13 protein-coding genes are annotated in these 14,588 nt (G+C 42.6%); 6 read left to right on the top strand and 7 right to left on the bottom strand.

Translation table 11 applies throughout. The annotated features are described in order from the left end of the window. Positions 1–103: 103 nt before the first annotated feature. The gene (gene splB, locus M3191_RS09185) at positions 104–1,132 is read left to right on the top strand and encodes a spore photoproduct lyase (RefSeq protein WP_251700127.1); all 1,029 of its coding nucleotides are present in this window, start codon (positions 104–106) and stop codon (positions 1,130–1,132) included. 79 nt (positions 1,133–1,211) lie between these two features. Here splB and M3191_RS09180 read toward each other — a convergent pair whose 3' ends face one another. The 3 genes from M3191_RS09180 to M3191_RS09170 form a co-directional block, all read right to left on the bottom strand. Beyond that, positions 1,212–2,549, bottom strand: a complete 1,338-nt coding sequence (locus M3191_RS09180; protein WP_251700085.1) for a CitMHS family transporter — start codon at positions 2,547–2,549, stop codon at positions 1,212–1,214. A 215-nt stretch (positions 2,550–2,764) separates the two neighbouring features. After that, entirely contained in the window at positions 2,765–3,472 is a 708-nt protein-coding gene (locus tag M3191_RS09175) for a response regulator (protein ID WP_251700084.1), read from the bottom strand. Next, positions 3,465–5,120 (bottom strand): ATP-binding protein, encoded by a 1,656-nt coding sequence (locus tag M3191_RS09170; protein WP_251700083.1) that lies wholly within the window; start codon positions 5,118–5,120, stop codon positions 3,465–3,467. The genes M3191_RS09175 and M3191_RS09170 overlap by 8 nt, the downstream gene beginning before the upstream one ends. A gap of 168 nt (positions 5,121–5,288) precedes the next feature. On the opposite strand from M3191_RS09170, the gene M3191_RS09165 reads away from it, so the two are divergent. Both M3191_RS09165 and M3191_RS09160 read left to right on the top strand, forming a co-directional pair. Next, positions 5,289–7,643, top strand: coding sequence for a polyprenyl synthetase family protein (locus tag M3191_RS09165; protein ID WP_251700082.1), 2,355 nt, complete (start codon positions 5,289–5,291; stop codon positions 7,641–7,643). 324 nt (positions 7,644–7,967) lie between these two features. Further along, positions 7,968–8,543, top strand: a complete 576-nt coding sequence (locus M3191_RS09160; protein ID WP_251700081.1) for a histidine phosphatase family protein — start codon at positions 7,968–7,970, stop codon at positions 8,541–8,543. A gap of 62 nt (positions 8,544–8,605) precedes the next feature. Here the strand turns inward: M3191_RS09160 and M3191_RS09155 are convergent, their stop codons facing one another. Then, positions 8,606–9,067 (bottom strand): DinB family protein, encoded by a 462-nt coding sequence (locus M3191_RS09155; protein ID WP_251700126.1) that lies wholly within the window; start codon positions 9,065–9,067, stop codon positions 8,606–8,608. 172 nt (positions 9,068–9,239) lie between these two features. Between M3191_RS09155 and M3191_RS09150 the strand changes: the two genes are divergently transcribed. Both M3191_RS09150 and M3191_RS09145 read left to right on the top strand, forming a co-directional pair. Next, the gene (locus tag M3191_RS09150) at positions 9,240–9,908 is read left to right on the top strand and encodes an HAD family hydrolase (protein ID WP_251700080.1); all 669 of its coding nucleotides are present in this window, start codon (positions 9,240–9,242) and stop codon (positions 9,906–9,908) included. 21 nt (positions 9,909–9,929) lie between these two features. Further along, positions 9,930–10,676, top strand: coding sequence for a DUF5694 domain-containing protein (locus tag M3191_RS09145; protein WP_251700079.1), 747 nt, complete (start codon positions 9,930–9,932; stop codon positions 10,674–10,676). A 22-nt stretch (positions 10,677–10,698) separates the two neighbouring features. Here the strand turns inward: M3191_RS09145 and M3191_RS09140 are convergent, their stop codons facing one another. Beyond that, positions 10,699–11,400 (bottom strand): YjjG family noncanonical pyrimidine nucleotidase, encoded by a 702-nt coding sequence (locus tag M3191_RS09140; protein WP_251700078.1) that lies wholly within the window; start codon positions 11,398–11,400, stop codon positions 10,699–10,701. Between the two features lie 46 nt (positions 11,401–11,446). After that, positions 11,447–11,953 (bottom strand): DUF1648 domain-containing protein, encoded by a 507-nt coding sequence (locus tag M3191_RS09135; protein WP_251700077.1) that lies wholly within the window; start codon positions 11,951–11,953, stop codon positions 11,447–11,449. Between the two features lie 423 nt (positions 11,954–12,376). On the opposite strand from M3191_RS09135, the gene M3191_RS09130 reads away from it, so the two are divergent. Beyond that, positions 12,377–14,029, top strand: coding sequence for a malate:quinone oxidoreductase (locus M3191_RS09130; RefSeq protein ID WP_251700076.1), 1,653 nt, complete (start codon positions 12,377–12,379; stop codon positions 14,027–14,029). 50 nt (positions 14,030–14,079) lie between these two features. On the opposite strand, the gene M3191_RS09125 is transcribed toward M3191_RS09130, so the two are convergent. Further along, positions 14,080–14,523: a GNAT family N-acetyltransferase gene (locus tag M3191_RS09125; protein ID WP_251700075.1), complete on the bottom strand. Its 444-nt coding sequence runs from the start codon at positions 14,521–14,523 to the stop codon at positions 14,080–14,082. Positions 14,524–14,588 lie beyond the last annotated feature (65 nt).

Here is a 14,588-nt window from a genome sequence, read left to right as displayed (position 1 = left end):
GAAATGGAACACGTTTTTAATAATTTCTCATTTTAAAGACAAGCTAAGGGAAAAGAGAAAGGTGATCACATGGATACCAAACATGGATCAGAACGTGCACAGCATGAATAAACCCTTCACACCACAGCTTGTCTATTTTGAACCAAATGCATTGGAATATCCGCTTGGAAAAGAATTGAAAGAGAAGTTCGAGAAAATGGGGATTGAAATCCGTTTTACGACATCACATAATCAAATCCGGGATTTGCCGGGTGAGACGGATGCCCAAAAGTATCGAATCGCTAAATCGACGTTAGTCGTCGGGATTCGAAAAACGTTGAAGTTCGATACATCGAAGCCGTCAGCGGAGTATGCCATTCCATTAGCCACGGGATGCATGGGGCATTGCCATTATTGTTATTTACAGACGACAATGGGGACCAAACCGTATATACGGACATACGTGAACGTAGAGGAGATCCTCGAAGCGGCCGACAACTATATCGAAGAACGGGCACCTGAAATCACCAGGTTCGAAGCAGCTTGTACATCGGATATTGTGGGAATTGATCATTTGACCCATTCATTGAAAAGGGCAATTGAACATTTCGGCCAAACTGAACTGGGGCGGCTTCGGTTCGTGACCAAGTTCCATTACGTGGATCACTTGCTCGATGCAAAGCACAACGGTCATACGCGATTCCGGTTCAGTGTCAATGCCGATTACGTTATCAAAAACTTCGAGCCAGGCACCTCTCCTTTAGCGAAGCGCATTGAGGCCGCTGGAAGGGTGGCTAGGGCAGGTTATCCGCTAGGCTTTATCGTAGCGCCAATTTACATCCACGAGGGCTGGGAGGAAGGGTATCGGCATCTGTTTGAGCGACTCGATGAGGAATTGCCGCAGGATGCCCGGGAAGACATCACCTTTGAATTCATTCAGCACCGTTTTACGAAGCCTGCGAAAAGGGTCATCGAGAAGAACTACCCGAAGACAAAACTCGAATTGGATGAGGAGAAGCGGCGCTACAAATGGGGGAAGTACGGCATCGGCAAATATATTTATCAGAAAGACGAAGAGGATGAATTGAAGGATCGCTTATATAGCTATATGGAACAGTACTTTCCGAAGGCCAAAATAGAATATTTCACGTGAAACAAAATGAGTAGCGCAATATAACAAAAAAGTATCAGCACACCCCGCAAGTTTCGGGAGCAGCTGATACTTTTTTGAATTAAATCACAATCACGCCGAGTAGAACTGCAATGATTAAGAGGGTGATACTGAGTCCCCACATCATCATGAAGGAATAGCGGATATGTTTCCCCATTTCCAATCCGGCGAGTCCTAACGCCAGCCAAAGCGCTGGTGATAACGGGCTGACAAATGTACCGATAATGTTTCCGATGATCATTGCATAAGCCGTAGAAAGTGATGGGATGCCGAACGAAAGAGCAACCTGGTCAATAATCGGCAACAGGGCAAAATAGTATGCATCCGTGCTTAACAGCAAGTCGAAAGGTACTCCGAATACACCGATGATGATATGCAAATATGGAGTGACGAATGCCGGCAAAACTTTCACAAGATCCGTAGCAATCGAGGTCAGCATATTCGTACCGTTTAAGATTCCTAAGAAAGATCCAGCCGCCAAGATAATCGTCGCCATCATAATACCGCCTGGCGCATGCTCTTTAATGCGTTCCATTTGGTCTTTAACTTTCGGGAAGTTGAGTGGAAGTGCAATACTGACACCGATCATAAATGCAAAACCTGCTGGAATGATACCCCATACAAGAACGCCGATGACAGCAATCGCGAGAAGGGCATTGATCCATAGAAGTTTGGGACGCTTTAAATCATTCTCTTCTGCAACAGTGGCCGCCAATTGTGCTTCCGCAATTGTTGCATCGGAAACTCCTTCTTCCATCACACCTTCGCCTAACGAAGCTTTTTTCGCTATTAAGCGTTTTTCACGATAGCCTAGAGCGACGGCAATGATAATTAATAATACAAGGCCTATAATCTGAATTTGAATAAGTGGCCTCCATAGCTCAGTCACATCCACATCCAGCACAGAAGCTGTTCTACCGAGCGGACCAGCCCAAGGCACCATATTCATAATGGCGGCAGCTGTTCCAACAAGCATCAGGAGCAAATATGGATTCATTTTTAACCTTTTGTACAAAGGCAACAATGCCGGGATTGTAATGAGGAATGTCGATGCGCCGGAACCATCCAAGTGTGCGATTGCGGCAATGATAACAGTGGCAACGGCAACTGCAATGACATTTCCCCGGGAAATTGCAATCATTTTATTAATAAGCGGGTCGAATAAACCGACGTCTTGCATGATTCCGAAGAATAAAATCGCAAAGATGAACATAATGGCAACGCTTGCAACTTTAGTTGTACCTTCTGTGAAAAACACACCAATTTCATCGAAACTGAAGCCTGCAGCAAATGCCCCTGCAACTGGCACTAACACGAGTCCGACAATGGGAGAAACTTTCCCGCTAATAAGTAAAGCTACAATGATGACGATTGTTATCAAACCTATAATACTTAGCATATTGTCTCCTTTCCAGTGAACCGGAGTGCACTTATGAAAGAGAAAGGCATTCATGTAAGCGGATACATACTTGATGAAAGTCAAGAATCACCGTACCCGTACAAAAACCAACCTCTCTATTTCAAAATATTCTATAGTTAGAAATTTATCATAAGGAGGTTAGGAGTATAAGATTATTCAACTAAAAACACTATTGAGCGTTCTGATCGTTTTGTTCATTCTGTCCACGGTATGTATCTTCGTTCCGGACGGCCAATATCCCCGTATTTCAACTGGGCATCCGCTTCTTTTATGGACACTAAATATTCCAGATACCGCCTGGCTGTCGATCGGCTCACCCCTACTTTGCTTCCGGCGTCTAACGCTGTAATGCCGGACTCATCGCTTTCATGAAGAATCACATTTATTTTTTCCAATGTAAGTTGATCGATCCCTTTCGGCAATCTTTCATCTGTGTCTTTATATGGCGTTGTAGTAATTTGCAAGCCTGTCAGGAGATCGATTTCTTCTTGCATGAGCTCTGTCTTTGTCGTCAAAAGATGCTTTTGCTTTCGATAGCTCACAAAGGTCCGTTCAAATCGGTCAAAGTCCACCGGTTTCACGATATAATCGAAAATCCCTCCACGCAATGTTTCTGCAACCGTCTCCACCTCTTTTGCGGCCGTCATCATAATGACATCGATTTCCGTGAACTCGGATCTTAACGTCCAAAACAAATCTAATCCTTCGACGTCCGGAATATAGACATCTAGTAAAATAAGATGCGGTAACTCTTCCGTGCTGCGTAAATAAGTAAGTGCTTCCTCACCCGTCTTCGCAACGTATGTCACAATAAATCCTTCCACGCGATTGACAAACTGACGATTAATTTCTGCAATCCGAAAGTCATCTTCAACAATGACTACATGAATCGGCTCAAGCATACGATTCCCTCCCTTCTTTCGGCATGGACAGCACGAAGCTTGCACCGCCAAGATCTCCTTCTTCCAAATAGAGTTCTCCATCTACTCCCTCGATAAGTCGCTTCGTAAGCGCGAGCCCAAAACCGCCGTGTTCGCCTTCTTTTAATGTAAAACCCTGCTCAAAAATCAACTTCACATATGGATCGGGTACGCCCTCGCCGGCGTCGTCTATTTCAAAAATGATATCATTGCCGATATCGGTAAAAGAGATAACTATTTTCCGGTCAGCAGGCGGGTTTTGATTCACTGCATCCATCGCATTGTCAATCAGATTCCCGATAGCGGTCAACAGGGCTTCCCTTTGCTTTTCGCTTAAACGGGTTGCGAGTCTGCTATCTTCTTGCACTGCAATATTGATTCCCATCTCACTGGCCTGATTTAATTTGCCAAGTAAAAGGCCGCTTACCTGTGGATCGGCCACTTTCTGAATGAGCAGTCGGATCCAGCTTTTTTGAATGGAACTTTCCCGTTGAATATAGCGAAGCGCCTCTTCCTTTTTATCTAGTTGCAATAAGCCGAGAATCGTATAGAGTTTGTTCGAAAATTCGTGTGTTTGGGCGCGTAGTGCATTTGTATATTTTTTAATCGTTGTCAATTCATTTGTCAATAAATCAATTTCAGTTTTGTTCCGGAAGGTGAATACTGTTCCGACCAACGAATCCTCGAAATAAATAGGCACCTTATTGGCAAAAACAATTGTATTGCCGATCATCATCTCTTGATCAATCCGATCGTTTTCATCTTGGAGAAAACTGAGTAGCTGTTGCGCGGGTGCGAGGTCTTTGATTGACACTCCTTCATATTGTTGAGGAGGTAGGACTTGATCGAACAATAGACGTTGCGCCGCAAAATTGATCATCGTAATCATACCGTTTTGATTAACAGCGATAATGCCTTCATGCGTCGATTGAAGTATCGTCTCTTTTTGGATGAATAAATGAGCGATTTCCTCCGGCTCTAAGCCAAACAACACTTTTTTAAGATACGATGCAATCAGAATGGCAACTATAATGGCGACAATAGCAACAGTTAACAAGACGATCCATAGGTGGATATTGTAGGACGTTACTATTGCTTGGATATCATCCACTAAAAATCCTACCGATACGACGCCTACAATTTCCCCGTCCAAATACACGGGGACTTTGGCGCGCACAGAATCGCCCAATGACCCGGCTGCCTTGGAGACATATGATTCACCATGGACCAACGCCCTTTCACTGTCTTCCCCGACCATTTTCTCTCCGATTTTGTTTGTGTCAGGATGCGCGTATCGGATTTCTTCTTTATTGCCGACGACTATGAACTCGGCCTTTGTCGCTTTTTGGATAGGTGCGACAAGGGGAGTAATAATGGAAGCGGGGTCTTCGTGGCTAAATGCATCAGCCAGCTCAGGAATATGCGCCACGCTTTCCGCTACACTGAGCGCGCGATTGCCAACTTGTGCTTCCATCGTGACAGATATGAAATGACCAATAAAAAGCCCGATCACCATAATAATCGCAATGATGAGGGAGCAAACTAATAAAACCATTTTCATTTTGAAGCTAATAATGATAGTTGGTTGTAGATGCGGATTTTTACCCCGTCTTTTATGTAGTTGATTCATATTCGTCGCTCCGATTCATTTTAATCGTAATAGTAATTCAAGATAATATGTTAGTATTTGTTTATGTCTTCGATAACGTACATCATGCAGAAAAAGCTGTCCAATCGCATATAGTAAAGTGAATTATTTCATAGGCAATAAAAAAACATGAAGTAGAGGTAATGTAGTATGAATGACAAGTTACAAAAAAATGCCGATGCTGGCTATCGGCTTGCTGAGAAGAAAGCTGCCGAATATTTCGCATCACTTTCGGGACAGCGAACAAACAAGACTTATGCTACTACCTTAACGAAAGATATACTTAATTGGAAACAGAATCATATACATCATTATTCACTGTTCTCGCGGTGGAAGGGAAAATCCAATTCGCACGGCTACCACCATTATATACAATGGCTTGACTACACCGGGAAACTCGATAATTACTTAGATCGAAGCATCTCTTATATTTTCTTGCGGGACCTAGGGAAGTCCTTGGATTCGCCGCATACGCAGAACAGGATACGGCTTGTAGTTAATGATAGTAAAGAACAACTACAAGGACGTACTACGGAGATGTTCAGCATGGCGGGCTTGTATCGTTGGGCTCAAAAAGAAGGCGTGGAAACAACGATGATCTGGTTAATTAGCAAACTGAAGTCCGTTTCCGCAAATATTCCAGAAGGGATGAATGCAGAAGAAGCTAAGCGGAAACTGATGAAGATCATTGCAGGAGTCATCTTGCACCAGATTGAAGAAATGGGTGAGGAGATATCGTCCGAAGAACGTACCCGGAAGTTAGATCAAGCGATAAGACTTGGCTACTCGTACGGCCTCACCTATCCATTCATTGATGATCTCTTGGATTCGGATGTCCTATCCGGTGAGGAGAAGGGACAATTTTCCGGTTTGATACGAACAACCCTTGTTACAAGGTCAGTACCCGAACTAGGGAAGTGGACCGATACTAATAAAGAGTTGATGCAATATATTCATTCCGAACTTCGAGACGCTTTTGCGTATATTAAGGGTTGTTTGCGCCAAGAGACAAAAAATAATTTCTTCGAGCAATCCTACGTATTTTTTCATTCTCAGGAAGTGGACCGTGAAAAAGATCTGTTAAACGATAAATATACGAATGAAGAGCTTTACATTCCGGTTATCTTAAAATCAGCCTCTTCCCGCTTGATTGTCCGCTCGGTACTTAGTGCAGAAGGGGATGACGGGTTTGACAACCGCACATTCTTTTACGGCATTTACAATCAGCTGGCGGATGACTTCGCGGATATGTTTGAAGACTTGGAAGCTGGCGCGGTTACTCCCTACACCTACTACATGAAATATCACCACATCCGTCCGGATCTCATCAATCCATTCGAGATGTATTGGACGGTCATCTCCAATTTAATTCATAATGTATATCATTCGGATACGAAGACACGAGACGTGATTCTGAACCGTGCAATCAACGGTTTGAAACGATTTAAAGAGCGCATGGGAGTCGAAACATACAATGAGGTGATGGAGCTGTTCGCAACGGGGAATCTCAAATTCGATCGACTCATTCAAAAGGTGGTACGAAAAGCGGATGATGTTGACTTCTTTGATAAATTGCTCCGGGATCATATTATCTACAATTTCAAAGATGAACGGGAAGAGCGGGAAGTCTTTAAAGACATGGTTGAAACAATGCGGAATGAGATAAACGATTTCTTACATATCCGCGGGAATAATAATGTTACATTCATGGAAGAGCCGATCATGGATGCTGCAAATTACAGTCTGCAAGGCGACGGAAAGCGACTTAGACCGATAATGACATGGGTCATGGGCGTTCACGAATATGGATTGGATCCGTCTGCAATTATACCCCTATTGAAATCATTGGAATATATGCACACAGCCTCTCTGATCTTTGATGATCTTCCATCCCAAGATAATTCGTCCATCCGCAGGGGGCGCCCAACGCTGCATCATAAGTATAATACAGCCACAGCGGAGTTGACCGGCCTCTATCTGACCCAGAAGGCGGTCGAGGAACAAGCATCGCTCAAACAATTCGACCCCGAAACCGTGCTCCGCCTGATTCATTATTCATCTGGAAAGACGACGGATATGTGTAAAGGCCAGGCGATGGACTTGAATTCCAAAGGCAAACAATTGACAGTCGAACAGTTAAATACGATGTGCTTTTACAAAACCGGCATCGCCTTTGAGGCCTCCCTCGTCATGCCGGCAATCTTAGCGGGAAAACAGGAATCTGAACTTGAGGCATTGAAACGATTTTCTTATCACGCAGGCATCGCTTTCCAGATCAAAGATGACTTGCTAGACGTTGAAGGCGACCTGGCATCCCTCGGAAAGCCAACCGGCAAGGACGCCGAAAACAACAATTCAACCTTCGTATCAATCCTAGGCACTGAAGGCGCCCGAAAAGCAATGTGGGACCACTACTGCACCGCCATGGAAACATTACAACAGATGCAGCACAAAACAACCTATTTAAAACACTTCTTACACTACATCATGAATCGTAATAACTGATGAGCTGTCAGAATCTTTCCGGTGCCTGTGCAGCAAACTATTCAGATTATGAACTACAATTGCATAAAGAAAAAACAAAACCCACTCACCTCCGAGTTGGGTTTTGTTTTCGTGTATTATAATACGATGGATTGAATAGTCATAAATGGGTCTTGCACAGGCACCCGAACAATTCCTGGTACTATTTGTAATAGTTTTCGTGGTATGATGAAATCTGAATATATCAGAAAATACGACAGTGGAAGATTCTCTGCACTATAGTGTTTTGAAGCATGAATGGGAAGAAAAAAATTCATTATGATGAAATGAATTTGGGGAGTTATAATGACTAAAATTGGCCTAATACGACATGGAATTACTGAATGGAATGTTCTAGGAAAGGCACAAGGTATCTCTAATATTCCTTTGAATGAGGAGGGTATTCAGCAAGCAATCAAACTTGGAGACCGACTATCAAGTGAAGAATGGGATTTGATTATTTCAAGTGATTTATCAAGAGCTAAGAAAACCGCAATAATAATTGGTAGTAAGATGAATCTATCAGTGGATTATTTAGATAAAAGAATACGGGAAATAAACTGCGGGCAAATTGAAGGAACTACTGAAGAAGAAAGAGTTATTCGATGGGGAAGGAATTGGCGTGATTTAGATCTAGGTATGGAAAGATTTGAACTGGTAGCTAAAAGAGGAATTGAATTCATTGAGGATATAGCAAATCTACATAAAGGAAAAAGAGTCTTAGTAGTGAGCCATGGTGCTTTGATCGGCCTAACTCTACAACATTTGATACCTGAAAGATTTCCGACTACTTATATTGAAAATACTTCTATAACAGTACTTCAGAACATCGAAGACGTTTGGGATTGCAAACTTTATAATTGCACTCATCACTTACAATAACTTTGTATTAAATTGAAGAATCAGGCTCCCATTTTAAGATTTCATGAGGGGAGCCCATTTTGTTATGAGTAACTTCTAAAAATTAAATCCGATGAAACTGGTTTTAAGCCAATTTCCCTCGACCAAATAGATAATTGACCAATATGGTGGATTTCATGGGAGAAAATATGGCGAATGATCTTGCCGTATGTAAATGAATAGGTCTTTCCGTTTCTGCTATTAATCTCCACTACTTTGCTCTCATAGTCTCCAGTCCAATTACGAAGAAAGCTTTCAGTTATTTCTTTTGTGAAATTTGAAAACTTTATTACATCATCTAATTTGGTAATGGAGTCCTTTTCACTATAAATATAAGGTTCTTCTAGCATATGGTTCATCCATATCAATTCACAATCAATTACATGAGATAGAGTTTTTAGGATACTCCCCATACCGCCAACTCTCTCAGCTCGTAACTCTTCTTCAGAAATTGATTCACACCATGTAAACCAGTCTTCTCTAACTTGCCAATTGTACAAAAACATATCTAACAATTTACTCGCTCCTTTTAAAAAATCCTATGTTAATAATAATCTTATATTTCAATTATGTGTTAAAATTTGCCTATGCAGGACTTCTTTCTAATTGGAAGGTTGTTTTGAAAGGGTTATAAGATAGTATTGCTTTTGCATTGAAAAAGTTTGGAGTGATTTGATATTGATTAAAGCAGCGATCTTCGACTTAGACGGAACGCTATTGAATCGAGATGAATCTGTGAAATTGTTCATCGACAATCAATACGGCCGGTTACATAGATTCGTAGGCCATATTCCAAGGGCGCAGTTTGCAGCAAGGTTCATCGAATTAGATAACCGTGGATATGTTTGGAAAGATACAGTTTATCAACAGCTAGTTGATGAATTTAAGGTTAAGGATATAACGTGGGAGGAACTACTTCAAGACTATGTCGATGAATTCCAGAACAACTGCGTGCCTTTCCTTGGTCTTATCGAAATGTTGGAGGAGATAAAAAGAATGGATTTGAAGCTGGGGATCATCACGAACGGCAAAGGGCAGTTTCAAATGGACAACATAAGAGCGCTTGGCATTGAGGACTATTTTGATGTTATTTTAGTATCCGAATGGGAAGGCATAAAAAAACCTGATTCACAAATATTCGAAAGAGCATTGGAGCGGTTAAATGTTTCGCCTACTGAAAGCATATTTGTAGGGGATCATCCTGTAAATGATGTAGAGGCTGCTAAGAATGTTGGAATGATTGGGGTTTGGAAAAGGGATTTTCAATGGAATGCAGTGGAAGCCGATTTTATTGTTGATGATTTGGCAGAAGTGCCTTTGATTATAGAGAAGATAAGTGCCTCGTAAGAAAAAAAGGGGGAAATACAGATGCAGTCGAAAGCAATAAGTAAGCCTATTATTATGATCTTGGGGACATTCCATATGGGCAGCACTTTAGATATGATTGAAATAGAGAAGGACAGTATGCTATCAGCACAAAGGCAGAAAGAGATCAAAGAGGTGGTCGGCCGTTTAAAAGATTTCAAGCCTACGAAAATCGCTTTGGAAGTTGAGAAGAAGAAGCATGGTCCCATCAATGAGGAATTCACGCACTATTTAAAGGGCGACTATCAGTTGCAAGAGACCGAAATCGACCAGATTGGATATAGACTGGCAAAAGAGATGGGGCATCAGGAAGTTTACGCTGTCGATTGGATGGAAAAAGGTGCTCTTCAAAGAGAGATCAGTGAAGTTGCTGAATGGGCGAAAGAGCATCAGCCCAAGTTGTATGAAGAATTATTTGGGCCGTTGTACCGGCTTGTGTTAACAACCGCAAGAAAGAGTGTCAATGATCTACTACTTTATTACAATCAGCCGGAAGTAGTCGAACAACTTCATCGCAGCTATGTGAATATGGCGCGCATTAAAGACACCAAGCAATATGTCGGCATGGACTGGCTGATTTGGTGGTATCAACGCAACCTCATCCTATTCTCGAATCTCTCGGATTTGGTCACTACTCCAGACGACCGCATCCTCTTCATCGTTGGCGGCTCCCATGTCAGGATTGTAGAGAACTTCGTCAAAGAGAGCGGGCTTTTCGAAACTGTGTCCGTGCAGTCATACTTACAGTAATCCAAAAAAACGATCGCATCCTTTAATTGGACGCGATCGTTTGAGCATTTATGGAGTGAAGCTCTTTCCAATCATGAATTTCATAAGTAGGCTGGGCCAAGCCATTATTCTCTTTTCGTTTCGGATTGTACCAGCATGTATCGATTCCGTAGTTATTGCCGCCGCGGATATCCGACGAAAGTGAGTCTCCTACCATCAGGACACGTGATTTGTCTTTGATTTGCAGCTGCTTGAAAACATGCTCGAAAATTTCAGGCTGTGGCTTTTGGTGACCGATCTCTTCGGATGTGAAGATCGCTTCAAAAGTATCGGCTAGACCGGAAGCGGCAATACGAGCTAATTGAACTTCTTTAAAGCCGTTCGTCAAAACCGCAATCCTCGAACCCTTCAGAGAACGAAGCATGGATGCTACTCCGTCGATCAAGTGGACTTCTTTCCCTAAATAATCAAGATACAATTGGCCGAACTGTTCTGCATCCATGTCAAGACCATGTTCAAGGAACAACCGTCTGAACCGCTCCGTTTTAAGCTCCGCAAGCGTTATCCTACCTTGCTCCAAATCCTCCCATAGCACCGTGCTGACTGTCCGGTACGTGTCCCTGAAGTCCGCTAATGCGTTCGGTAAACCGTGTGTAGTGAACACATTCGTGAACGCATGTTTTTCTGTCTCAACAAAATCCATCAACGTATCATCCAAATCGAATAAAAACACATTATATCTCATTCTCACATCTCCTGACTGACGTAGCTGTAAATCCAGTATAACACCATTATTTATGTTTTATTGATCGGATAATGAAGAAGATCATAGAACCGAACATTGTGACGAGAAAGATAGGCATGAATAGGATACCGAGCGATTTAGCTTTTCCAAATGCCAATTGCACAATATTATAATCCACGAAGACAAACAGCAGGACGCATTCATTTTTTATTATATTTAATAATAAAATAGAGTTTTTGTATTGGAATTCAATGTTATTTTCATTGAGATTTATATAATTATGCCATTCCGGATGTTTTTCGAGAAACGTCATGAAAATGGCTAACAAGGCGGCAATAATCGGAAGAAGGATGAGTTCCCATTTTGATCCCCAACGATTCACTTCACCAGCTGCATTAAAATGTACGGGAACTTGGTCAGGCAACTGCCCCCAAACAGCGATCAAATGGACGAGTCCTGCCGTAAAGACAATCAGTGTAAAGAGGTCGAACACTTTCTGAAATGTGGATTTCGGGATATTCAACTTCGGTTTATTATACTTGTATTTATCCATAACTATTAACACCCCTTTGATGTTTTCTTTACGTGGTTGGCCAGGAAAAAGTTTCATAAGGTCATCAAGACCCTGTTTGGTGCCTGTGCAGCAAACTATTCAGACAATGAACTACAATTGTATAAAGAAAAACCAAAACCCACTCATCATTGAGACGGCTTTTCTTTTCCGGTATTTTCATTCATTCCGGTGAATAGTCATAATTGCACCATGCACAGGCACCCAAACAATTCTCACTCAATTCACCTAAACAATTAAACAATTATGCATATGGGGGCATCCTGACAAAAGATTGTGATATAATATATGAGGTTATTATTGAACAGAAAAGGTGTGTTCCTAGCTCGCGTCTTGTCTTGTTTTGACGCCTAAGAAGGAGCGTCTACATCCTTTCTGCAAATTCAGGATATAAGGATGATAAAAATGAGCAACGGAGAAACAAAATCAGACGTCATCTTAATTGGCGCCGGAATCATGAGTGCAACTTTGGGAACAATGTTGAAGGAATTGGCACCGGACTGGAAAATTACAGTGTTTGAGAAGCTCCCGGGCGCAGGAGAAGAAAGCTCCAATGAATGGAACAATGCGGGGACTGGACATGCTGCACTGTGCGAGCTCAACTACACCAATGAAAAGCCAGACGGAACTTTAGATATTAGTAAAGCAATTAAGGTCAACGAACAGTTCCAGCTCTCTATGCAGTTTTGGTCTTATCTCGTGAATAATCAATTGATCAGTAATCCAGAAGACTTCATTATGCCATTGCCTCATATGAGCTATGTGCACGGGAAAGACAATGTTGAGTTTTTGAAAAAGCGTTTTGAAGCGCTTTCCAATAATCCGCTGTTCGAAGGGATGGAATTCTCCGATGACCCCGAGCAGTTAAAGGAATGGCTTCCGCTCATGATGAAAGACAGGACCGTGAATGAACCACTGGCAGCGACAAAGATTGATGCAGGCACGGACGTTAACTTTGGCGCTTTGACACGCATGTTATTTAACCATTTGAAGAATAGTAATGTTGATATAAACTATAACCATAGTGTGAACCAATTGAAACGTACAGCTGATGGTCTGTGGGAACTGAAAGTGAAAAATCTCGATAGCGGAGCCGTTGAACGCCATACCGCGAAATTCGTCTTTATCGGTGCCGGAGGAGGAAGTTTACATCTCTTGCAAAAATCCGGTATTCCTGAAGGAAAGCATATTGGGGGATTCCCGGTAAGTGGTCTCTTCCTAGTGTGCAAAAATCCCGAGATTGTCGAGCAGCATCACGCCAAAGTTTACGGCAAAGCTTCGGTAGGTGCTCCGCCGATGTCTGTTCCGCATCTTGATACAAGATATATTGATAATCAAAAATCATTGTTGTTCGGACCGTTCGCCGGCTTCTCGCCGAAGTTCCTGAAAACGGGCTCCAATATGGATCTCATCACTTCCGTGAAACCGAGCAATGTCATTACGATGTTGGCGGCAGGCGCGAAGGAAATGTCATTGACGAAATACTTGATTCAGCAACTGATGCTATCGAAGGAACAGCGGATAGAGGAGTTGCGCGGCTTCATCCCGAGCGCGAAAAGCGAGGATTGGGATACCGTCGTAGCCGGTCAACGCGTCCAAGTCATCAAAGACACGGAGGCGGGCGGCAAAGGGACGCTTCAATTCGGTACGGAAGTCGTCAATGCTTCAGACGGCTCGATCGCTGCATTGCTCGGAGCCTCCCCAGGAGCTTCCACTGCCGTTCACGTCATGCTGGAAATTCTAAATAGATGCTTCCCGCAACACATCAAAGAGTGGGAACCGAAAATCAAAGAAATGATTCCTTCTTATGGCTTGTCGCTCGTCAACAATCCGGATCTCCTTAAGGAAATCCATGCGACAACCGCGCAGGCGCTTGGTCTTGTGGACCAGACAGACGAACAGGAATCTTCAAATGAAGAAACAGAGTCATTGGTAGAAGAATCTGTTGTTGTTGAAACCGGGGATACCGAGCAAGACCCAGCCCTGGGAGTAGACAGGGAAGTGCCAAACGTGGATGACACGTTGGTTGTAGAAGAAGAGCCAAGTATAAAAGAATAAACTAGGAAAGCTGACTCGGAATCGTACCGTAGTCAGCTTTTTTTGCTTGTTCAGAATGTATAGCGCGCCACTTGTTCGTCGCTAATAAGTAGCCCTTCGACTTCTTTAAACCCCATCTTTTCATAAATGCGTTTTGCATGTTCATTTGCCGGTTCATAAGAAAGCGTGATTGTATGATGGTGATCTTCTTTAATGGACTGAATATCATCAATTACAAGTTGAATCGCTTCTTTTCCATACCCTTTTCCCTGATGTTTTTGGTCGATCATCATTCGATAAATCCAGTATTCATGATCGTCTTCATCGATACCGTAAAGGGCAAATCCGATCATTTCCTCGCCCAGGTAAATTCCTTTGGCGTGGAAGTTTTCAAGGAAATTCAACTGGGCAAGCGACACCGCATTTGACGCGACGAAATTCACTTGATCTCCCCGGACGCGAAGTGAAATGGCTTTCACCCAATTGTCCTTCGTAATTGATTCTAAATGCAGCATGTTCATCTCCCCTTTGCTAAATTATAATCGATGATTTGGCAGCCTTGGAAGTCTAACTTTTTAGA

The organism is Sporosarcina luteola (genome assembly GCF_023715535.1).
In the GTDB taxonomy this organism is placed as follows: domain Bacteria; phylum Bacillota; class Bacilli; order Bacillales_A; family Planococcaceae; genus Sporosarcina; species Sporosarcina luteola_B.
This window is presented reverse-complemented; position numbering and strand designations above follow the sequence as displayed.